The sequence below is a fragment of the Pseudomonadota bacterium genome (genome assembly GCA_037200975.1).
Lineage (GTDB): Bacteria > Pseudomonadota > Gammaproteobacteria > Steroidobacterales > Steroidobacteraceae > CADEED01.
The window spans coordinates 4,531,347-4,551,308 of sequence record JBBCGI010000001.1 but is presented as its reverse complement, the minus strand read 5'-3'; the positions used below and the strand labels follow the sequence as shown (position 1 = coordinate 4,551,308).

The window sequence follows — 19,962 nt, the reverse complement described above, 5'->3', positions numbered from 1 at the left end:
GTCCTAACTGGCGGCGCGCAACGGTGCGCCGAAAGCGGCCGCGTACATTTGCGCGAACCCCGCCGCCGTGAATGTATGGTTCTGCGTGCCGCGAACGGCGATCTTGATGGCGCCCATGAGCGAAGCGATACGCCCCGTGGTGTCCCAGTCGAGTCCGCGAAGGATGCCGTGAATCAGGCCCGCGCGGTAGGCGTCGCCGCAACCGGTCGGATCGACGACTTCGCGCGCCGGCGCACACGGGATGTGATGGACCTTGCCATTGGCGTGGATCACCGAGCCCTCGCCGCCGCGCGTGATGATCAGCGCCTTGACGTGTTTGCACACGTCGGCTTCGTTCCAGCCGGTGCGTTCCTGCAACAGGGCCCATTCGTAATCGTTGACCGCCAGCCAATCCGCAATCGAGATGAAGCGCTTGAAATCGTCGCCGGCGAACAGCGGCATCGCCTGGCCCGGATCGAAGATGAACGGGATGTTGGCGGCCTTGAACTGCTCGGCGTGCTGCAGCATGCCTTCGCGGCTGTCCGGGGCGATAACACCGATCGATATACCGTCATTCGCCGGCACCTTGATGCGATGCGAATGGTTCATGGCGCCGGGATGGAAGGCGGTGATCTGGTTGGAATCGAGGTCGGTGGTGATGAACGCCTGGGCGCAATGTTCCTCGGGGATGGTCACGAGATACTTCCCGGACATCCCGACCTTCTGCATCCACTCCCGGTACGGCGCGAAATCCGAGCCGATACCGCCCATGGGGTAGCCCGTGTCGCCGAGCAACTTGAGGTTGTAGGCGATGTTGCCCGCGCAGCCGCCGAACTCGCGCCGCATCTGCGGCACCAGGAAGGCGACGTTCAGCATGTGCAGCTTGTCGGCGAGGATGTGTTTCTGAAAGCGGTCCGGGAACACCATGATGGTGTCGTAGGCAACCGATCCGCAGATGAGAGCGCTCTTGTCTATTGCCGCCATGCCGAATCCAGGCCAATCCTTTATGTGTCGATATCGGCGAACCCCGTTCCGGACTCATTGAGCTCGAACGACCCGTCGGTCACCGCCCGCAGCCAGCGCGCCGTCTCCAGAACGCCGCCGAACGCGAAGAAATGGGGCGCAAAGATACGCGAATCAGGGGTTGCTTGCTTGGCCGCATAAACGCCCAGCAGCATTTCATCGACCCGCGTTACGAGGTGGGGTAAGCGCCCGATAGTTAAGGAATTTCCCGTCACTGCCTGGAGCGAGGCACCGACACCGCATTGCATCGCGTACTTGAGCAGGCGCGTCAGCGGCGTGGGTCCGGCGACACCCGCGTGGATAGGCAGGGTGATGCCCCGCGCGGCGAGGCCTCGTTCCCAGACTCCAAGCGCCCGCGCGTCGAAGCCGAACTGCGTGGCGATGTGCATCCGGGTACCACTGGCCGCGGCGAAAGCCTGCTTTTGCGCGAGTGCCTCCCACAGCGTGGCCTCCGGCACGACCGGGTGGCCCTCCGGATGACCGGCCACTCCGATCCGGTGGATACCGGCATCGAGCGTGACGCGCGACTCGAGCAATTCGAGCGTGCTCGTGAAGCAGCCCTGCGAAGCCGCGCGATCACCGGCGATGAGCAGGATCTGCTCGACGCCGGCCGACACGAGTTTCCGCAGCGCGCCACGCAGCCCGTCGAGATCGTCCACGCGCCGCGCCACGATATGTGGTGAAACACTGAGGCCGTGCGCGCGCAGCCGCAGCGCCACGCGCACCACGTCCTCGAGGCTGGCCTTCGGCGTGTGCGCCACATACACACACATGCTGGGCGGGATCAGGCGTGCAAATTCGTCAAGCCGCGCCTCGTCATGCGGCGTGACCTCGGTCGAACCCGCCGCGACGAACTCGCGCAGGCGTTGCTTGAGGGCGTGGGTATCGGTCTGCGACGGCTGCATGTGTGCATTCATGCGGCGCACGGTACGTGCGCGTGCGCGTGCGATGAAATTGCTTGTGCGGATGAGAGCCATCGGTTTTCGCGTCGCATCCGCCGCGAACGAAAACTCGATGCACAGCGCAAACGCCGTGGCCCGCGTTGTCGGTACGATGCCGGTGGACACCACGATGGAAACGCACGCCCTTCCGCAGCCTTTCATCACGCCCGCTTCGAGCGAGCCGTGGCCGAGCGCGGCGCGTTCCTGGTACGGCGTCACGATCTTCGGCCTCACCGTGATGACGCTGTTCGGCAATCAATTCGTCGTGAGCCTGCTGATCGAACCCATCAAGCGCGATCTGGCGCTGTCGGATCTGCAGGTGGCGCTGATCGTCGGCACCGCGGCCGGGTTCATCAACGCCCTGGTCAGCCTGCCCATCGGCCGATACCTGGTGGACCGGTTCAGCCGCAAGCTCATCATCGGCCTCGGGCTGCTGGTGCTCGGCGTCACCAGCGTCTGGAGCGGCCTCGCGGCCACCGCAGCCATGCTGTTGCTGGCGCGACTCGCCAGCGGCGTCGGCGGCGCGGGTAACGGCCCGGCTACCTACTCCATGCTCGGCGACATGTTCCCTGCGTCGAAACTGGCGAAGGCCGTGTCGGTCATGAACATCGGCTTCATGTTCGGGCTCGGCGCCGCCATGTTGTTGGGCGCGACGCTGATCGGCGCGCTCTCGAGCGTGCCCGACATCACGCTGCCGCTGGTGGGGACGCTGCGGCCATGGCAATTCGTGTTCCTCGTGCTCGCCATCCCCGACCTTGCGCTGGCATTCCTGATGCTCGCGACGGTGACCGAGCCGGTGCGCCGCGGCCTGCGCAATGCCGCCGCCACCACCACGCAGAAGATTGCGCTGATGCCGCTGCGCGAGGTGACCGGCTACTTCTGGAAGAACCGCAGCGCGTTCGGCCCGCTGTACCTCGGACTGCTGTGCAATTGCATCGCGATGGGCGCGGCCTTCTGGATGGCGCCTTTCTACTCACGCACCTTCGGCTGGTCGCCGCAGCAGTACGGAATCATCCAGGGCATCCTGACGGTGATTCTCGCGCCCGCGGGCCTGTTGTTCGGCGGGTGGCTCGCCGAACGGCTGGCGAAACGCGGCGTGCCGGACGCGAATCTGCGCGTGGTGTTCTACGGCTCGCTGCTGCACCTGCCCTTCGCGATCGGGTTCGCGCTGGTGCCCAATCCATATCTGGCACTGGTGATGTCGGTGCTGAGCACCTCGCTCATCAGCATCGGCACGGGGCCGCTGAACGCGGCTTTCCAGTCCATCGTGCCGAACGAGATGCGCGGCCAGATCACCGCATCGTTCCTGTTCGTGTTCACGGTGGGCGCCGCCATCGGCCCGCCGTTCATCGGCTGGCTCAACGACAGCGTGTTTGCGGATCCCGGCGCGGTGCGTTACTCGCTCGCGCTGACACACGCGGTGTTCGGACCGCTCGCGGTGTTCATTTTCTGGAAGGGCCTCAAACCGTACGCGCAGGCGTTCGAACGCGCACGCGCCTGGCATGGCTGAGCCGTGGCGCCGCGTTTTCTCGATCCGATGTTTCGGGGGCCGTTCGCGCCGTTGCGCGCCGAGATCGACATCGCGGACTGTGAAGTCGAAGGAACGATCCCCGCTGGGCTCGCCGGCTCGTTCTACCGGGTCGGGCCGGACTTTCAGTATCCGCCCCGGCTGCCCAACATCCCGTTCGATGGTGAAGGCCACGTCGGCATGTTTCGTTTCTCCGAAGGGCGCGTCGACTACAAGAGCCGCTACATCCGTACGCAGCGCTTCAAAGCGCAGGAGGCCGCGCGCGAATCGCTGTTCGGCACGTACCGCAATCCGCACAGCGACGACCCGCGCGTCGCAGGCGTGAGCCGCGGCACGGCCAACACGGCAGTGGTGTTTCACCACGGCAAGCTGCTGGCGCTCAAGGAAGACAGCCCGCCGGTGGCGATGGACCCGGACACGCTGGCCACCACCGACGACTACTACACCTTTGGCGGCGCGCTGAGTAGTTTGACGTTCAGCGCTCATCCCAAGATCGACCCGGAAACCGGCGAGCTGATCGCCTTCGGTTATGAAGCGCGCGGCGAAGCCAGCGACGATGTCGCGATCGTCGCGGTCGACAAACACGGCACGCTCCTGCGCGAGCGCTGGATCAAGGTGCCGTACGTCGGCATGGTCCACGACTTCGCCGTGACCCAGAAGCACATAGCGCTGCTGGTGATCCCGATGGTGACGGACGTGCCGGGCATGAAGGCCGGCCGCGTGCACTTTGCCTGGGACTCGACGCAGCCGACCTGGCTGGGCGTCATGCGGCGCGACGGCGACGGATCCGACCTGCGCTGGTTCAGGGGGCCCGAGCGTTGCGCGACACACACGATGGGGTGTTTCTCGGATGGCGAGCGCGTGTTTGTCGACATGGATATGGGCGCCAGAAACCAGTTCCCGTTCTTCCCTAACAAGGATGGCAGCCCGTTCGATGCCGTCGCCGCGCAGGGGCGCATCACGCGGTTATCCGTCGACCTGGCTGACGCCGCCCGCCCCGGCTACGAGATGGAAGTGCTCTATCCGCACACCGGCGTGTTGTCGCGGCAGGACGATCGGTACCAGACGATTCCATATTCCGTAGGCTTCATGCCCTGCCTCGATGCCACGCAACCGCTCGATCCGCGGCTGGCGGCTGCTCCGGTGCGGCCGCTCAACACCTGGGTTCGCTTCGATCACGCCGCACGAAAGGCGCAACAGTATTTCGTCGGAGCCGATTCGGGTTTGCAGGAGCCCTGCTTCGTACCGCGCAGCGCCCGTGCCGCCGAAGGTGAAGGTTATCTGATCGGCACCGCGCATCGGCCATTCGAGGCACGCACCGACCTGCTGATCCTCGATGCGCAGCGCCTGGCGGAAGGCCCGCTGGCGACCGTGCGATTGCCGTTCCGGATTTTCAGCCAGATCCACGGCTGGTGGGTGCCGCAATCTGCCCGCGCCTAATAAAGTCTGTTCAGGCAGTTCGAGCGCGTGAACACGAACAGCACACGACCGCTCCGACAACGAGGAAATCGATTCTATGGCAACCATCGTAGGTGGCATCGCAACTTCGCATACGCCGACCATTGGCTTCGCGCTCGATGCAAAGAAGCAAAACGACCCGGTATGGGCGCCGATCTTCGCGGGATATGAACCCGTGCGTGCGTGGCTGGCCGAGCGCAAGCCCGATGTGCTGGTGATGATCTACAACGATCACATCACCTCCTTCTTCTTCGATCACTACTCGCAGTTCGCGCTGGGGGTCGGCGACCGGTACTGGCCGGCGGACGAAGGCGGGGGACCGCGCAAGCTGCCTGCGATCGCGGGGCATCCCGCGCTCGCGCAACACATCGCGACCTCGCTGGTCGCCGACGAGTTCGATCTGTCGTATTTCCAGGGCAAGGGCCTCGACCACGGCTGCTTCTCGCCGCTGTCGGTGGTGTGGCCGCACGACACCACCTGGCCCGGCGCCATCGTGCCGCTGCAGGTGGGCGTGCTGCAGTTTCCGATTCCGTCCGCGCGGCGTTGTTACAAGCTCGGGCAGGCGCTGCGGCGCGCGATCGAGAGTTTTCCGCAGGATCTGAAGGTCGCGATCGTAGGTACCGGTGGACTGTCGCACCAGGTGCATGGCGAACGCGCGGGCTTCAACAACACACCGTGGGACATGGAGTTTCTCGAATTGCTCGAGAAGGACCCGGAGCAGCTGACGCAGCTCACGATCGCCGAGTACGCCCGGCGCGGCGGACTCGAAGGCTCCGAAGTGATCATGTGGCTGCTGATGCGCGGCGCGCTCAACAAACGCGTACGCAAGCTGCACCAGTCTTACTACCTGCCGTCGATGACCCCCATCGCGACGCTGATCTTCGAGAACGTGCCGGACGACGAGGTGGCCGAGTCACCGGCGGCGCACCGCGAACGGATCGGGCGCGAATGGGTGGGGATCGATCAGCTGCCGGGGACCTACCCCTTCACGCTCGATCGCAGCGTCAAGGCGTACCGCCTCAATCATTTCCTGCACGGGTTGATCGAGCCCGACTACCGCAAGCGATTTCTCGCGGACCCGGAGCCGATGTTCGCGCAGGCCGGTCTGACGGATGAGGAACAGGATCTGGTGCGCCGCCGCGACTGGCTGGGACTGATCCGCTACGGCGTGATCTTCTTCCTGCTGGAAAAACTCGCGGCGGTGGTGGGCACCACCAACCTGCACGTCTACGCCGCGTTCCGCGGCCTCACCCTCGAGGAATTCCAGAAGACGCGCAACGCGCAGATCCTGTATTCGGTCGCGGGGAAGTAGATTGGAAGGTCGGTGGAGTCAGTTGGTGCCAGGTGGGACTTGCGGGAATTAGCTTGAGAAGCTAGTTCCCGCAAGTCCCACCTGGCACCAACTGACCCGCCACCAACTGGCTTCTGCCCGGGGGTCCGGCGTCAGCCAAACGGGGGTGGCATTGCTGCCACCCCCGTCCTTCAACTGCGAATCAATTGAACGATTTCTTCACCGTGATGGCCCAGGTGCGCGGCTTGCCCGGCGAGCCATAGACATGGCCAACCGAGTAGGAGTCGTTCACCTTGGTCCCGAGGTAGTACTTGTCGGTCAGGTTCTGGACTTCGAGCGCCAGACCCCAACCGCTTGCCTCGGATTCCCACCAGATACGCGCGTTGGCCAGCGTGTACGCATCGATCAGATTGTCGACCAGCAGGTTCGCGATCGGACCACCACCGCCAGCCTGGCTGTAAGGCGCGACTCTCGCGTTGGTGCTGGAGACGATCTGACCGGGGACATTCCCGGCTTCCGTGAAGATCTCCGACTGGTAGGACGCGTCGACACGGAACGACAGTTTGCCGCCCAGAACGTCGTCGACGTCGTATTGCACGCCGAGGCTCGCCTTCTTCTCCGGCGTGTACGGCGTGATGTCGTTGATGCCGACGCCCGTACCCGCGGTTTCGACGATATCCGTGTACTGGAAATCGAGCAGGCTGAACGACGCATCGATGCTGAAGTTCGCCGTCGGGTTGAAGTACGCCTCGAGCTCGACGCCCTTCACTTCCGCCGAACCGACGTTGTCCGGACGCAGGCAAGGTGTCTGCTGTCCAACGGGCAGGTTCGCGCAGAAGGTCGACAGCAGCACGATGTCGTCGTAGTCGAAGTAGAACCCGGCCAGGTTCAGGCGCAGCTTGTTGTCGAACAGGTCGGTCTTCATGCCCAACTCGTACGACGTGATCGTCTCCGGCACGTGCGGCGTTGCCTGGCTCGGGAAATACGGCCGTGCGTTGAATCCGCCCGCGCGATAGCCGGTGGCCGCCTGCGTGTAGAGCATCAGGTCTTCCGTGAAGCGGTAGTCGAGCGCGACGCGCCAGTCGAGCTGGTCGTTCTTGAAATGCGCTGTCGTGCCGTTCACCCCGAACAACAAGCAGTTGGGCTGGTTGCCGACGGCGGTCGGACCGGCAATCGGAGCGCCGAGGAAGAAGTTGCAGGGGCCCTGCACATCCGTGTAGTCCGGATTGTGCCGGCGGTACTCGTAGTCCTTCTTGTCCCACGACTCGCGCACACCCGCCGTCAGGTGGAACGCTTCCGTGAAGCTGAGGGTTGCATTGGCAAACAGCGCCTTGTTGGTCGAAGGCGTCGGATCCGGTCCGTGGATGAAGTCGAGGCCGCCATACGGAATATCGATGCGTCCGGTGTAGAAGCCGTCCGTGTCGAAGTAGAACGCACCCACAGTGAAGTCCACGATGCCGACCTTGCCGTTGAAGCGCAGCTCCTGGCTGATCTGCTCGTTCGTCTGCGTCTGGTTGAGCAGGTTGGACGTGAGCGGCGCGCCGTCCACGTCGTATGACCAGTCGGTCTTGTAGTCGCGATAGGACGTGATCGACACGAACGAGAACGCATCGCTGAGCTGCCATTCGGCGGACAGCGCAATGCCCCAGTTGTCCATGTCGCGATGCGGATCGAGGGTCAGCGGCTTGTAAGGCATCTGCGTATCGCCGACATACAGATCGGCGTACGTCGAATACGTGATGTAACGGCCGTCATACCGCGTCTGCGTGTCGCAGCTGTTCGGACCCGAAGGCACGAACTGGCAGTTGTAGCGGACGGGTTGACCGTCGGTGCCGCGCAGCCAGGGCCGCGACTCAGTGCCGTTGAGCACGCCCGCCGCGTTTGCGTACAGCAGTGTCGCGACGCCGGGATCGTTGCGTTCACGCGTGTAGTCGGTCGACAGGTTGATGTCGACCGCGTCGCTCGGCTGCCAGCGCAGCGCGATCTTGCCGGCCGCCATGGCAACACCGCCATCGTGCCCGAGCACGGGGCTCAGCCCGTGGGCCTGCGTGGGCACGTTGGAGTCCGGGTGTGTCAGCGCGAAATCGACACGCTTGATATAGCCGGTCTCGTTCTTGCTGACTCCCGACACGCGCAAGGAAACGGTATCGGAAAGCTTGGCATCGAAGATACCGCGCAGGTCGACGCGGTCATACGATCCAAACGTCGCCTGGAATGCGCCGGAGTCGTCGCCCTGCGGCCGCACCGAATACATCTTGATGGCGCCGCCGATCGAGTTGCGCCCGGCAAGAGTGCCTTGCGGTCCGCGCAGGATTTCCACCCGTTCGACATCCATCAGATCGAGCAGCGAGCCGGTCAGGGTCGGCAGGTAGACATCGTCGACGTAGATGCCGACGCCCGGCTCGACCGCGAAATTTGGATCGTTCTGGCCGATGCCGCGAATGTAGGCGATGAGGCCGGAGGCATATTCCTGGTTCTGCGCCGCCAGCGTGACGTTGGGCGCCTGGCGGGCGACTTCAGCGATGTCCGTCTGGCTGCGGCGCTCGAGCATGTCGCCCGAGACGGCCGTGATGGCCAGCGGTGTGTCCTGCAGGTTCTGCTTACGAAACTGCGCGGTGACGATGACTTCTTCGAGTGTGTCGGCCTCGGCGGCCTGCTGTGCCAGCAAGGGCCCGGCGGCGGCGACACCCAGAATTGCGGCAATGGACTCTACCAACGGCTTGCGGCGCGTAGCTCTCACGTTAACCCCCCTTCTCAAACGAATATTCTGTGGATCAGGAATCGGCTACTTTGATAGTTAGAGTTTGGGCCGAATCAGTGGCGGACTTGCAACTGGCAGCGCAATGCGTTTCAACCGCGCGCGCCGCCGGAGGGGTGGCGGCCACGCCACGGAGGATCGGGCTCGGCAGGTAGCCGGCGGGATCATCGTCCCGACAAGCGCCGGTCGCGCTCCCGCGCGTACAGATCGGTCATGAAGCGCTTCGCCGCCTCGCTTCGCCCGCGCGGCGCCTTTGCAACCGGAAAAGAAGCCAGCAACGCCTCCATGCGTTCGCGCGTCGGCTGCTCGAACTCCTGGTGCGTGAAGATATAAAGATCGTTGCGGCGGATGCCGTCGAGCACGTGATTTCCGGCCACCACCGCATCCATGCCGATCGACATGAACTTGCGCGCCAGCGCTTCGTCCTGGGCCGACATCGCCGCGGAACTGGGTTTCGGCACCTCGTTCACGTATTCCGAGGGACGGAATTTTTCGGACTCGATCAGGTTCGACTGCACGAACCCCGGGCAGAAGATGGAAACGCCGACGTTCTCCCCCTCCATCTCCTCGCGCAGCGATTCCATCATGCCGACGATGGCGAACTTCGAAGTCACATAGATGCCGATGCGCCCGCCAGCGACGAGGCCGGCCGACGACGAAGTGACGATGACGTGTGCGCCCTCGCCGTGCGCGCGCATGCGCGGCAGCAGCGTGGCAATGCCGTTGATCACGCCGCCCAGGTTGACGCCGAGGCCCCAGTCCCAGTCCTTGAACGTGGCCTCTCCCGTTCCGACGCGGATGCCGACGCCGGCATTGTTCGCCAGCAGATGGACCTTGCCGAAGGTCTTTTCCGCCTCGTCGGCGGCGCGCGCGAAACCGTCGCGATCGGTGACGTCGAGCCTGATCGCGTGGACGCCGGGATTGTCGGTACCTAACAACTTGAGTGCCTCGTCGCGATGATCCTCGCGGCGATAGGTGAATATCACCTTCATGCCGGCCGCCGAGAACGCGCGCGCCATTCCGAGGCCAATGCCGCTCGAACCGCCGGTGATGAAGGCGACTTTGCCTTTCACGTCCGCGAGTGGCTTCTGGATTTTCGTCACCGCGGGATTGACGCCCGCGCCCCCGGTCTGAGCTGAAGCGTCCGCGCCCAGCCCCATCACGCCGGCCGTGCCGGCGGCGACCGCCAGCGTGCCCGCCCCGAGAAACTCGCGCCGCGAAGCGCCATTCGATTCCCTGCGCATGGATTCATCCTCCACTGGGTCTGGCTCATGTGGGCGGCGGTGCGCCGGTGGACTCGAGCGAGCCCGGTGGTTTGGGCGGCTCCTGATTCTCGGCAGGCTTTTCGGCTTCGACGGGCTTTGGCGCCTCGACCGGTGGCGCAACGCCATTCGGACGTGTCGCGAGCCGCGCGCGGTATCGGACGTAGTTGCGCAGCGCGTCGAGCTCGCGATCGCTGAGCTCGCCGAACTTCGGCATGCCGCGCGACTCGAGCCCGCCCTTGACCACGGTTGCGAAGGACGCCGGATTCAGCACGATCTGCGACGCGCGCAGGTCGGGCGCCGTACCGCCAGCCACGGCGCCCGGGCCATGACAGAGCTGGCAACGCGACCATTGCTGAATACCTTCCTTCACGAGCGCATCATCGACATTCATCTCGGGCGCGTCGAGCGGCTTCGCAAACACCGGCGGCGGGGTGGGCGGTAGTTTGCCCTTGCCGTCCAGCACGAACGTGAGCAGGCGCCGCGGATGGATGCGCGGGTCCCAGCCGAACTTCGCGGCCATCGAACCGAAACCACCCGGCGCGCCGTGCAGCGGGCCGGTCAGGATCGACACGTATTGTTGTTTGCCGATGGCGAACGTGATCGGGGTGCCGAGCGCCGCGGTGGCGGCGTAGAACGACCAGACGCGCCGGCCGTCGGACGCGCCGTAGGCGTTGATGTATCCGTCCGCCTGGCCCTGGAACACCAGGTCGCCGCCGGTCGCGAGCGTGCCGCCGTTGTGCGGGCCGGGCGTCGGCTGCTGCCAGGCGGCGCGCTGTTTCACCGGATCCCAGGCGGTCAGATAACTCTTGCCGGCGTCGGCCGGCGGATCGCCGTCGGCGGTCGGAAAACCCGTGAACTGGATGGACGATGGCAGTGGATGCCAGTTCTTCACGTCGACGTCGCCGCCGAACTGCGCCGGCATCTCGATGGTCGGCACATAGACCAGCTTCGTCAGCGGGCTGAACGATTGCGGATAAAGATTGTGCACGCCCTGGAAACTCGGCCACAACGTGACGGGCCCATTCTCGTAGCGCGCGTTGGGCGTGAGGATCGGGCGGCCGGTGGCGAGGTCCACCTTCGTCGCCCAGGTGACCGTGCCTAACTTCTCGGCGGAGACCAGTTTGCCCGTGGCGCGATCGAGCACGTAGAAGAAGCCGTTCTTGGGCGCGTGCAGGATGACCTTGCGCGGCGCACCGCCGATGTCGAGCGTGGCCAGCGTCATGTCCATCGCGGAGTTGTAGTCCCACGAATCGCCGGGAGTAGTTTGGTAGTGCCAGACGTATTCGCCGGTGTCGGCGTTCAGCGCGACCACCGAACACAGGAACAGGTTGTCGCCGCCCCCGGGACTGCGGATCTTCCAGTTCCAAGGACCGCCGTTGCCCGTCCCGATGTAGAGCCGGTTGAACTCCGGGTCGTAGGTCATGGCGTTCCAGACCGTGCCGCCGCCGCCGTATTTCCACCACTCGCCGGTCCAGGTTTTTGCCGCCATCTCCATCGCGGCGTTTTCGAAACCCTTGGACGGGTCGCCCGGCACGGTGAACCAGCGCCACAGTTGTTTGCCGGTGTTGGTGTCGTAGGCGGTCACGTAGCCGCGTACGGCGCCGAAGTCGCCGCCGCCGAACCCGATCACCACCTTGTCGTTGAATACACGCGGCGGGCCGGAAACGAAGGAGCCATCGGCGGTGTCGATGGTCTGCACGCTCCAGACCTGCTGGCCGGTTTTTGCGTCGATCGCGATCAATCGGCCATCGTGTGTGCCGACGAACAGTCGGCCTTTCCAGAACGCGAGGCCGCGAATGCCCCAGCCGGTGCGCAGCTTGTTGCCGGCGGCTTTCAGGACTTCGGGGTCGAAACGCCACAGCAGTTTGCCGGTTTTGGCGTCCACCGCGTGAACGAAGCTGTAACCCGAGGCGACGTAGATGACGCCGTCGACGGCGAGCGGCGTGGAGAGATTGTTGGTGACGTCGAGGTCGAGCGTCCACGCCAGATTCAATCGCGGCACCGTCTGGCGATTGATCTCCGCGAGCGGGCTGTAGTGGGTTTCGCCGAAAGTGCGGCCGTACGCCGCCCAGTTGCGCCCGTCGGCATCGTTGTTGAGTGCGGTATTGTCGATCGTCGGAGTGGCCGCCGGCGCGGCTGCCACCGCGGCCCACAGCGCTGCGAAGCAAACGTAACGCAAGACCGGCATGTCCCCTCTCCGCTGGCTCGTTGAATCACTCTCGACTTCACCACGATTCGACACTCGACTCAAACTGAAACCGGACTCGTCATTCGCGACAGCGGCGCGCCGGAGCGCCGTGATAACTTGCGGTCGGAAGTGGTGCCGCAGAGTGGTGCCGGGGTGCAATTCTCGTAATTGCGCGAGCGCTGGCTGAAACTCGGCGTTCGCGCAATTACGAGAATTGCACCCCGGCACCACTCTGCGGCACCACTCTGGAAGACGGGGGAGAAATTCAGTGCGAATAACGAGACGAGACGCCGCCGTGACAGTGCTCGGCGGCTTCACCGCTTTGTCCAGCCTGTTGAGCGCGCCGCTCGCGGCCGCCGCGTCCACCCGACGTCACTGCCTGACCGTGCTGTATCCCTGGCAGCCGGACGTACGCTTCGATTTCGACTACTACCGCGACAAACACCTCGGCATGATGCGCGAGTGGTTCGGAGCGTCGGCGGGCACGATGCAGATACGCAAGGGCATCCGCAAGGGCGATGGTTCGCCGCCCGCTTTCGTCGCGTCAGTGACCATCGAAATCTTCTCGATGGAAGGTTTCGACGCGGCCACCAAAGAGCACATCGGCCAACTCATCGCCGACGTGCCTAACTTCTCGAGCGTCCCGCCGGTGGCGCAGATCGAGGAAATCGTCGAATAGGAGACCGCCATGCGCTTCATCAGCGATACGGAACTTGCGACGTTCACGCCCGCCGAGCAGCGCGACTCGGGCTCGCCGATTCCCACGCAGGTGGTCAGCAACGGCGAATTCACGCCGCTGCCGCAGAGCGACGATCAGCGGCGCGTAGAAGCCCGCATCAGCGCCCTCGCCGACGAGCTCGCGCCGCGACACGGACTGAACCGCCGCTCGTTCCTCTCCTCCGCGGCCGGCATGTCCGCCGCCTTTCTCGCGTTCAACGAAGTGTTTGGCCCGGTGTTCACCGCGTCGCGTGCCGAAGCCGCGACGCCCGGCCTGGCGGATGCACGCGCCAAAGCGCTTTCCAACCAGTTCATCGTCGACTGCCAGACGCATTTCGTGCGCGACGACTACACGCAGCAATTGCTGGTCTTCTCCGCCGACTTCGCGAAGAAGCACTGGAATCCCGACATCCCCGGCAGCGATGGGCTCACGCGCTACAAGTTCCAGAACTACGTGAAGGAGATCTTCGTCGACAGCGACACCAAGGTCGCGATGATCTCGGGCACGCCGACCGACGACTACGAATATCTCTTCCTGACCAACGACCAGATCGCCGCGGCGCGCGACGTCGTGAACAAGGTGGCGGGGTCGCGCCGCTGCCTCGGGCACGGCATCGTGACGCCCGGCACTCCCGGATGGTTCGAGGAAATCGTCCGCGTGATGGACCAGCTCAAGCCCGACAGCATCAAGGGCTACACGATCGGCGATCCTATCTACCAGACGAAGAAGAAGACCAACTGGCGCCTCGACGACGAGAAGCTGGTGTATCCGCTGTACGAAGCCATGCTCAAGCGCGGCATCAACACCATCTGCGTGCACAAGGGCCTGATGCCCGCCGACTACATGACCTCGTGGGCCGACATGTGGCAATACGCCACCGTCTGGGACGTGGGCAAGGCTGCGAAGGACTGGCCGCAGATCAACTTCGTCATCTATCACTCGGCGATGCGCCCGTTCCTCGAGCTGCCGGATCGCGAGCTCGCGCAGTTCGAGAAGACCGGCCGGTTCGACTGGGTCTCCGATCTCGCCGACATCCCCGCGAAGTTCGGCGTGAAAAACGTGTACGGCGAACTCGGCGCGTGTTTCGCCAATACCTGTGTGACGCATCCGAAACTCGCCGCCGCGCTGATGGGCACGCTGATCAAGGGGCTGGGCGAAGACCGCGTCGTATGGGGCACGGATTCGGTGTGGTGGGGTTCGCCGCAATGGCAGATCGAAGCGATGCGTCGCCTGGAAATCCCCGAGGACATGCAGAAGAAGCATGGCTACAAATCGCTCGGCGCCGCCGACGGGCCCGTGAAGTCGAAGATCTTCGCGGGCAACGCGTCGAAGCTCTACAAGATCGATCCCGCAGCGGCGACCAGGTTATCGGCCGACAATTTCGAGGCGATCAAGGGCGAATATCTCTCGATGGGTGGCCTGCCCAGCAACCTGCGATACGGGTACGTCGCACCCGCGTGAGTCAGTTCTTGAAGATGGGATTCGACAGCAGGAATTTGATCCCGTCGGCACGCGCCTGATTGATCGGCTCATCCGGAAACGACGCCAGCAGTTTGTCGCAGCGCTCGCGCGCTCCGTCCTTGAACTCCGGATGCGTGAAGATGTACAGGTCGTTGCGCTCGATGCCGCGCACGACGCGCCGTCCGCATTCGACCGCGTCCATCCACAGCTCGCTGGTAGGCCGCGTCGCGAGCTGCTTCTCGAAATCCCCGAGGCCCGAATCCTTCTTGTACTTGTCGGGCCGCAGCTTGCCGAGCTCGCGGATATTGCTCTGCACCGGCCCCGGACAAAACGCCGACACCCCGATGTTGTGCGGCGCGAGCTCGCCGGCCAGGCATTCCGACAACCCGACCAGCGCCGATTTTGCGGTGATGTAGATGGAACAATTCGGGATCGGCACCAGCGCCGCCATGCTCGAGGTGTTGACGATGTGCCCGCCCTCGCCGTGCGCGCGCATGCGCGGCAGGATCGTGAGGATGCCGTTGATGACGCCGCCGATCATCACGTCCATGCCCCAGTCCCAGTCGTCGAACTTCGTCTTGTCGATGGTGCCTAACAAGCCCAGGCCGGCGTTGTTGACCAGCACGTGGATCCTGCCGAACGCCGCCTCGGCCTTGTCGGCCGCGCGCGCGTAGGCCTTGCGATTCGTCACATCGAGCTTGATCGTCTTGATGCGCCGGCTCTGCTTCTGCGAGACGAACCAGGCACGCGCGTCCGCGAGATGATCGTCGCGCACGTCGGCAATAACCACGCGCATGCCGGATTCCACCATCGCCTTGGCGATGCCGAGACCGATGCCGCTCGCGCCACCCGTCACGAAGGCCACCTTGTCGCGCAGTGTTTCCATCGAAGCTCTCCGCCGTGAACGAAAAAGGGCGCGTCGAAACGACGCGCCCCCATTCTCTACCCGAGTCGCGCCGGCTTCAGTTGAAGTTGCGCGTCAGCTGCAGGTACCACTCGCGCGGCGCACCCGGCTGACCTTCGACGGTCGGTTGGCCGAACGCGGACAGATCGAACTTGTTCAGGTAGTACTTTTCTTCCGTCAGGTTGGTCGCGCCGAGCGCCACGCGCCAGGTGTCATTGGGGCTCGCCCACTCGATGCGGGCGTTGAGCATCTCGTAGCCCTGCGCACACGCCTGCTCCACGGTCGTGTCGATCGTGGTCACGGAGACGTTGGTGCGGATGCCGAAGCAGATCTCGCTCTGACCGTAGTAATCGAGCCGCGGCGTGATGCTGCCGAAGCCGCCGACCTCTCGCTTGTACGCGACCGAAAGGCTCCAGTTGTCCGTCGGCACGTAGACAGGGTTGTCGCTGGTGATGCGCGTCACGTTGGGATTTCCCAGCAGTCCCGGGTTGTCGAATTCGTCGCCCTGGAAATCCGTGTAGCCGTACTGACCACTGAGCGTGAGCCCCTCGACCGGTACAAACTGAACTTCCAGCTCCGCACCGGTGATGGTGGCCGGGATATTGTTGTAATAGGTGCGCGAGGTCGTGGAGGTACAGGTCTGCCCGAGGGAGTCCTGCACGGAGCCGGGCGTACCGGGCGGCACCAGATTGATGTACTCGCCGTCGGAGTTGGCCAGGCACTCCGTACCGCCGACCGGCAGGATGCGCTGGTTGTAGTCGACGTAGAACCCGGCAAGGTTCACGCGCAGGCGGTTGTCCAACCAGTCGCTCTTGAAGCCGAGCTCGTACGAAGTCGCTTCCTCGCCGTCCACGCCGACGAACTGGGTCACCTGGAATGGCCGCGGATTGAATGCCTGGGGACGATAGCTGGTCGCCGCCGAGGCATAAACCAGCATCGAGTCGGTGATCTTGAAGTCCGCGCCAAACTTCCAGTCGAAGTGATTTTCGTCCGTGTCCAGCGAGGTGATGACGATGGAGTTGTCGAACTCCTCATCCTTCTTGTCGGTGGAATAGCGCAGGCCGGCCGACAGCGAAAACCTGTCGGTGACATGGAATACACCATTCGCAAAGGCCGAGAGATTTTCCGAGCTGGTGGTGTTCTTGCCGTTCACCAGCAAGGCAGTGGGAACGAATGCCGGAATCGAAACCTGCTGCGCATTCGTGAAGTCTCCCTGGTACCAGAACGCGCCGACGGTCCAGTCCAGCTTGTCCGCCGCGTGACCTGACAACCGCACTTCCGCCGTCTTGGAGTCGACCGTCTGAATGCCGTCGACCAGCTGCACGCTGAATGGCGACTGGTCGGAATCGGTGGCGAAAGCACCGGTAAATTTGGCGTACGACCCGATCACTTCCAGCAGCAGGTTGTCGGAGAGCTGGATGTTGGCCTTCGCGCTCAGCGCATCCTGCTCGAACGAGGCCTTCGGATTGGCGGTGAAGCCGGTCACGGGGTCTTGGTACGTGGCGTAGCTCGTGTAGATGTCGTCCGGCACGAAGCGGTCGTCGAACGGCACGCCGGTCCGCGCGACCTGGGCGTCGCTCCAGAAATTGAACGGCACCGGCAGTGTGGTCGCACCCGGTGGACGGCCGATGTGCACGAGCGTATCCGCGCGCGCTTCGGAGTTGTCGTCCATGTATTCGGCGGTGAGCGTGAAGTCGAACTTGTCGCTGGGCGCAAAGCGCAGCGCGGCGCGTGCTCCGGTGACGTCCTGGCCACCCTGCGTGCCGACCTTGCACTTCGAATCGCGATTCTGCGTCCGGCGCGGGATCGCGAAGGCATTGTCCGCGGCGCTGCCCGGCGTTACGACGTCCGGCGCCGTGCCGTCATCGGAACCATCGGCGGCGAGGCCATCGCCGTAGCCGGCCAACAGGGGGTTGCGGCAGGCGAAGTCGTAGACGGTCTGATAACCCTCGCGTTTCTTCGAGACGCCGGAGACGCGCGCAAACACCGTGTCCGACAACTTGAAGTCGTAGCTCGCGCGGATGTCGACGCGGTTGAAGTCGCCGTACGTGACGGAGACGTTGCCGGTCTCGTCACCCTGTGGCGCCTTGCTGATGTAACGGATGGCGCCGCCGATCGAACCGCGCCCGAACAACGTACCCTGCGGGCCGCGCAGCACTTCGACGCGCTCGAGGTCCATCAGGTCGATGCTCGAAGCGAAGGTCACCGGGTGCAGCACATCGTCGAAGTAGATAGCTACGCCCGGCTCGAATTCGGGCAGGAAATCGTACTGGCCGATGCCACGGATGTAGGCGGACATCGAGGCGCCGAAGGCGGCCGCGGCCGGCCGCAGCGAGGCATTGGGGACGGTGTAAGCCACTTCGTATGCGGAATTGAGGCCGCGGGAGCTCAGCTCCTCGGCCGTGATCGCGGTGATCGCGAGCGGCGTTTCCTGCAGGTTTTCCTGGATGAATCGCGCGGTGACGGTGATCTCTTCGAGGCCGCCCTCCTCGGCGCCAGCGGGTTTTGCGGTCTGCGCCTGTACGCTCGCTGCCGCGACCGTGAGCGCCATGGCTACGGCCAGGGACAGTGGATTGCGGCTCATCAGGGCGAATGGATCTCGTGGCTCGTTCATTGCGAACTCCCTCTCGGCCAGGTTTGAATGGCTTCCCCTTGGGAGCGCGCAGCGCTGACGCATCAACGCCACAGTCCCCTCGTGGCCGCATGAGAGCGCAATGCAATTGGCGGGACTCCACCCACGCGGAATATCCCCTCAACTCGCCGGGAAGCCCCGTAAGGCTGCCGTGAACGGCTATGATCACGTGCGTCATGCAACTCAACCGCTTCGATCTGAACCTCCTTGTCGCGCTGGATGCACTGTTGCGCGAGAAGAACGTCACGCGCGCTGCCGAACGTGTGTTCGTCTCACAACCCGCGATGAGCGCCGCGCTGCACAAACTACGCGAATACTTCAACGATCAGCTGCTGGTGCGCGTCGGTCGCGAGATGGAGCTCACTCCGCGCGGCTCCTCACTACTGGAGCCGGTGCGCGAAGCGCTGCTGCGCATCCAGGTGATGGTCGGCACGCAGCCGGTCTTCGATCCGAAGACGGCACGCCGCGAGTTCACCGTGATCATGTCCGAGGAAGCGGTGCCGGGCGTCATGCCCGCCCTGCTGCGCACCTTGTCGCACGAATCGCCCGAGCTCGACGTGCACATCGAGATGATCTCGCCGACCGCGCTGTCGCGGCTCGAATACGGTGAAGCCGACCTGTGTCTGTGTCTCGAAAACCTGCAGCTGTTCGATCTGCGCGCCTATCCAGAGAGCATCCGCTCGATGGCGTTGCGCCCCGTGACCTGGGTGTGCGCGGTGAGCGTCGACCACCCGACGGTGAAGGATTCGCTCACCATCGAGGAATACATCCCGTTGCGCCACATGTTCGGCCGGCCGGGCGGGTACACCGGCAGCGCGGACCAGCTCGTGCGGCACCTGCTCAACATCGATCTCAAGGTTCACATGACTTTGGCGAGCCTGTTGCAGCTGCCGCTGGCGCTGCCCGGTTCGACACTGGCGGCGACCCTGCCGGAGCGCGTGGCGCGCCTCTACCTGCCCGAGCTGCCGATCAAGATTTTGCCGCTGCCTTTCGAGGTGCCGCCCACGCAGGAAGTGCTGCTGTGGCACAAACGGCATGAGCCAGACCCAGCGCACACCTGGCTGCGCGAGCTGATCGTGCGCATCGCCCGCGAAAGCACGGAGTCGCCGCGCGTTTGATCAACAAATTACCCAGGTGGGTCGAGATCGGCGGGTTCTTTCTCGCCCTGGTCGCCGGCAGCGTCAACGCGATCGCGCTGCGCGGCTTCAATCACCAGGGTGTCTCTCATCTGTCCGGCAGTTCCACGTTGCTAGGCGTCGAGCTGGCGGCCGGCAACGAACCGGCGGTGATCCACCTGGCGTTGATCCTGCTGAGCTTCGTCGTGGGCGCGGTCGTCAGCGGCTTCGTGATAGGCGGCGAATCGCTGAAGCTCGGCCGCCGCTACAGCCTGGCGCTGCTGGCGGAATCCGCACTGCTGCTGTCCGCAATCGTGTTCCTCAATCGCGGCTCGCTGCTGGGCCACTACCTGGCGTCGGGCGCATGTGGATTGCAGAACGCGATGACGAGTACGTTCAGCGGCGCGGTGGTGCGGACCACACACGTCACTGGACTGTTCACCGATCTCGGCGTGACGCTGGGACTTTGGCTGCGTGGGCAACGCGTAGAGAACCGGCGCGTGCTGCTGTACTTCACTCTTATCGCGGGCTTCATTCTCGGCGGCGTGTTCGGCGCGCTCGGCTTCAGCGCATATCGCTTCGAGACGCTGATCGCGCCAGCAACACTGACGGCCGCGATGGCGCTGGCCTGTCTGCTGTATTGGCGGCGCTCTCGCCCGCCGTCGGTAAGAGCGGGATGAGCAACCGGCTGGAACCCACGC

The 19,962-nt window shown here is 64.3% G+C and carries 14 protein-coding genes; 7 read left to right on the top strand and 7 right to left on the bottom strand.

Annotation, left to right across the window (positions count from 1 at the left end; genetic code table 11):
• Positions 1 to 3: 3 nt before the first annotated feature.
• Positions 4 to 963, bottom strand: a complete 960-nt coding sequence (locus WDO72_20465; GenBank protein ID MEJ0088048.1) for a carbohydrate kinase family protein — start codon at positions 961 to 963, stop codon at positions 4 to 6.
• Between the two features lie 20 nt (positions 964 to 983).
• Positions 984 to 1,979 (bottom strand): methylenetetrahydrofolate reductase, encoded by a 996-nt coding sequence (locus tag WDO72_20460; GenBank protein MEJ0088047.1) that lies wholly within the window; start codon positions 1,977 to 1,979, stop codon positions 984 to 986.
• 37 nt (positions 1,980 to 2,016) lie between these two features.
• Here WDO72_20460 and WDO72_20455 point away from each other — a divergent pair, with 37 nt between their 5' ends.
• From WDO72_20455 to WDO72_20445, 3 genes are all read left to right on the top strand, one after another.
• Positions 2,017 to 3,453 carry an MFS transporter gene (locus WDO72_20455; GenBank protein MEJ0088046.1) on the top strand — a complete coding sequence of 479 codons (1,437 nt, stop codon included), beginning with the start codon at positions 2,017 to 2,019 and terminating at the stop codon, positions 3,451 to 3,453.
• 3 nt (positions 3,454 to 3,456) lie between these two features.
• Positions 3,457 to 4,911: a carotenoid oxygenase family protein gene (locus WDO72_20450; protein MEJ0088045.1), complete on the top strand. Its 1,455-nt coding sequence runs from the start codon at positions 3,457 to 3,459 to the stop codon at positions 4,909 to 4,911.
• Positions 4,912 to 4,987: 76 nt separating this feature from the next.
• Positions 4,988 to 6,241 carry a gallate dioxygenase gene (locus WDO72_20445; protein MEJ0088044.1) on the top strand — a complete coding sequence of 418 codons (1,254 nt, stop codon included), beginning with the start codon at positions 4,988 to 4,990 and terminating at the stop codon, positions 6,239 to 6,241.
• Between the two features lie 181 nt (positions 6,242 to 6,422).
• Here WDO72_20445 and WDO72_20440 read toward each other — a convergent pair whose 3' ends face one another.
• The 3 genes from WDO72_20440 to WDO72_20430 form a co-directional block, all read right to left on the bottom strand.
• Positions 6,423 to 8,960 (bottom strand): TonB-dependent receptor, encoded by a 2,538-nt coding sequence (locus tag WDO72_20440; GenBank protein MEJ0088043.1) that lies wholly within the window; start codon positions 8,958 to 8,960, stop codon positions 6,423 to 6,425.
• A gap of 182 nt (positions 8,961 to 9,142) precedes the next feature.
• On the bottom strand, positions 9,143 to 10,222 hold the full coding sequence (locus WDO72_20435) for an SDR family NAD(P)-dependent oxidoreductase (GenBank protein ID MEJ0088042.1): 1,080 nt from the start codon (positions 10,220 to 10,222) through the stop codon (positions 9,143 to 9,145).
• Between the two features lie 25 nt (positions 10,223 to 10,247).
• The gene (locus WDO72_20430) at positions 10,248 to 12,431 is read right to left on the bottom strand and encodes a PQQ-dependent dehydrogenase, methanol/ethanol family (GenBank protein MEJ0088041.1); all 2,184 of its coding nucleotides are present in this window, start codon (positions 12,429 to 12,431) and stop codon (positions 10,248 to 10,250) included.
• Positions 12,432 to 12,726: 295 nt separating this feature from the next.
• Here WDO72_20430 and WDO72_20425 point away from each other — a divergent pair, with 295 nt between their 5' ends.
• Both WDO72_20425 and WDO72_20420 read left to right on the top strand, forming a co-directional pair.
• A complete protein-coding gene (locus WDO72_20425) occupies positions 12,727 to 13,110 on the top strand; it encodes an EthD family reductase (GenBank protein MEJ0088040.1) in 384 nt (127 codons plus the stop codon).
• Between the two features lie 9 nt (positions 13,111 to 13,119).
• Positions 13,120 to 14,610, top strand: coding sequence for an amidohydrolase family protein (locus WDO72_20420; protein MEJ0088039.1), 1,491 nt, complete (start codon positions 13,120 to 13,122; stop codon positions 14,608 to 14,610).
• Between the two features lies 1 nt (position 14,611).
• Here the strand turns inward: WDO72_20420 and WDO72_20415 are convergent, their stop codons facing one another.
• The gene (locus WDO72_20415) at positions 14,612 to 15,496 is read right to left on the bottom strand and encodes an SDR family oxidoreductase (GenBank protein ID MEJ0088038.1); all 885 of its coding nucleotides are present in this window, start codon (positions 15,494 to 15,496) and stop codon (positions 14,612 to 14,614) included.
• A 76-nt stretch (positions 15,497 to 15,572) separates the two neighbouring features.
• The gene (locus tag WDO72_20410) at positions 15,573 to 18,128 is read right to left on the bottom strand and encodes a TonB-dependent receptor (GenBank protein MEJ0088037.1); all 2,556 of its coding nucleotides are present in this window, start codon (positions 18,126 to 18,128) and stop codon (positions 15,573 to 15,575) included.
• Positions 18,129 to 18,322: 194 nt separating this feature from the next.
• Here WDO72_20410 and WDO72_20405 point away from each other — a divergent pair, with 194 nt between their 5' ends.
• Positions 18,323 to 19,264, top strand: a complete 942-nt coding sequence (locus WDO72_20405) for a LysR family transcriptional regulator (protein MEJ0088036.1) — start codon at positions 18,323 to 18,325, stop codon at positions 19,262 to 19,264.
• Entirely contained in the window at positions 19,261 to 19,941 is a 681-nt protein-coding gene (locus tag WDO72_20400; GenBank protein MEJ0088035.1) for a YoaK family protein, read from the top strand. The genes WDO72_20405 and WDO72_20400 overlap by 4 nt, the downstream gene beginning before the upstream one ends.
• Positions 19,942 to 19,962: the final 21 nt, after the last annotated feature.

What these genes read in the sequence shown, in the direction of transcription:
- WDO72_20465 (MEJ0088048.1), bottom strand. Translation starts at nt 963, where the DNA reads ATGGCGGCAATAGACAAGAGCGCTCTCATCTGCGGATCGGTTGCCTAC.
- WDO72_20460 (MEJ0088047.1), bottom strand. Translation starts at nt 1,979, where the DNA reads ATGGCTCTCATCCGCACAAGCAATTTCATCGCACGCGCACGCGCACGT.
- WDO72_20455 (MEJ0088046.1), top strand. Translation starts at nt 2,017, where the DNA reads ATGCACAGCGCAAACGCCGTGGCCCGCGTTGTCGGTACGATGCCGGTG.
- WDO72_20445 (MEJ0088044.1), top strand. Translation starts at nt 4,988, where the DNA reads ATGGCAACCATCGTAGGTGGCATCGCAACTTCGCATACGCCGACCATT.
- WDO72_20435 (MEJ0088042.1), bottom strand. Translation starts at nt 10,222, where the DNA reads ATGCGCAGGGAATCGAATGGCGCTTCGCGGCGCGAGTTTCTCGGGGCG.
- WDO72_20430 (MEJ0088041.1), bottom strand. Translation starts at nt 12,431, where the DNA reads ATGCCGGTCTTGCGTTACGTTTGCTTCGCAGCGCTGTGGGCCGCGGTG.
- WDO72_20420 (MEJ0088039.1), top strand. Translation starts at nt 13,120, where the DNA reads ATGCGCTTCATCAGCGATACGGAACTTGCGACGTTCACGCCCGCCGAG.
- WDO72_20415 (MEJ0088038.1), bottom strand. Translation starts at nt 15,496, where the DNA reads ATGGAAACACTGCGCGACAAGGTGGCCTTCGTGACGGGTGGCGCGAGC.
- WDO72_20410 (MEJ0088037.1), bottom strand. Translation starts at nt 18,128, where the DNA reads ATGAACGAGCCACGAGATCCATTCGCCCTGATGAGCCGCAATCCACTG.
- WDO72_20405 (MEJ0088036.1), top strand. Translation starts at nt 18,323, where the DNA reads ATGCAACTCAACCGCTTCGATCTGAACCTCCTTGTCGCGCTGGATGCA.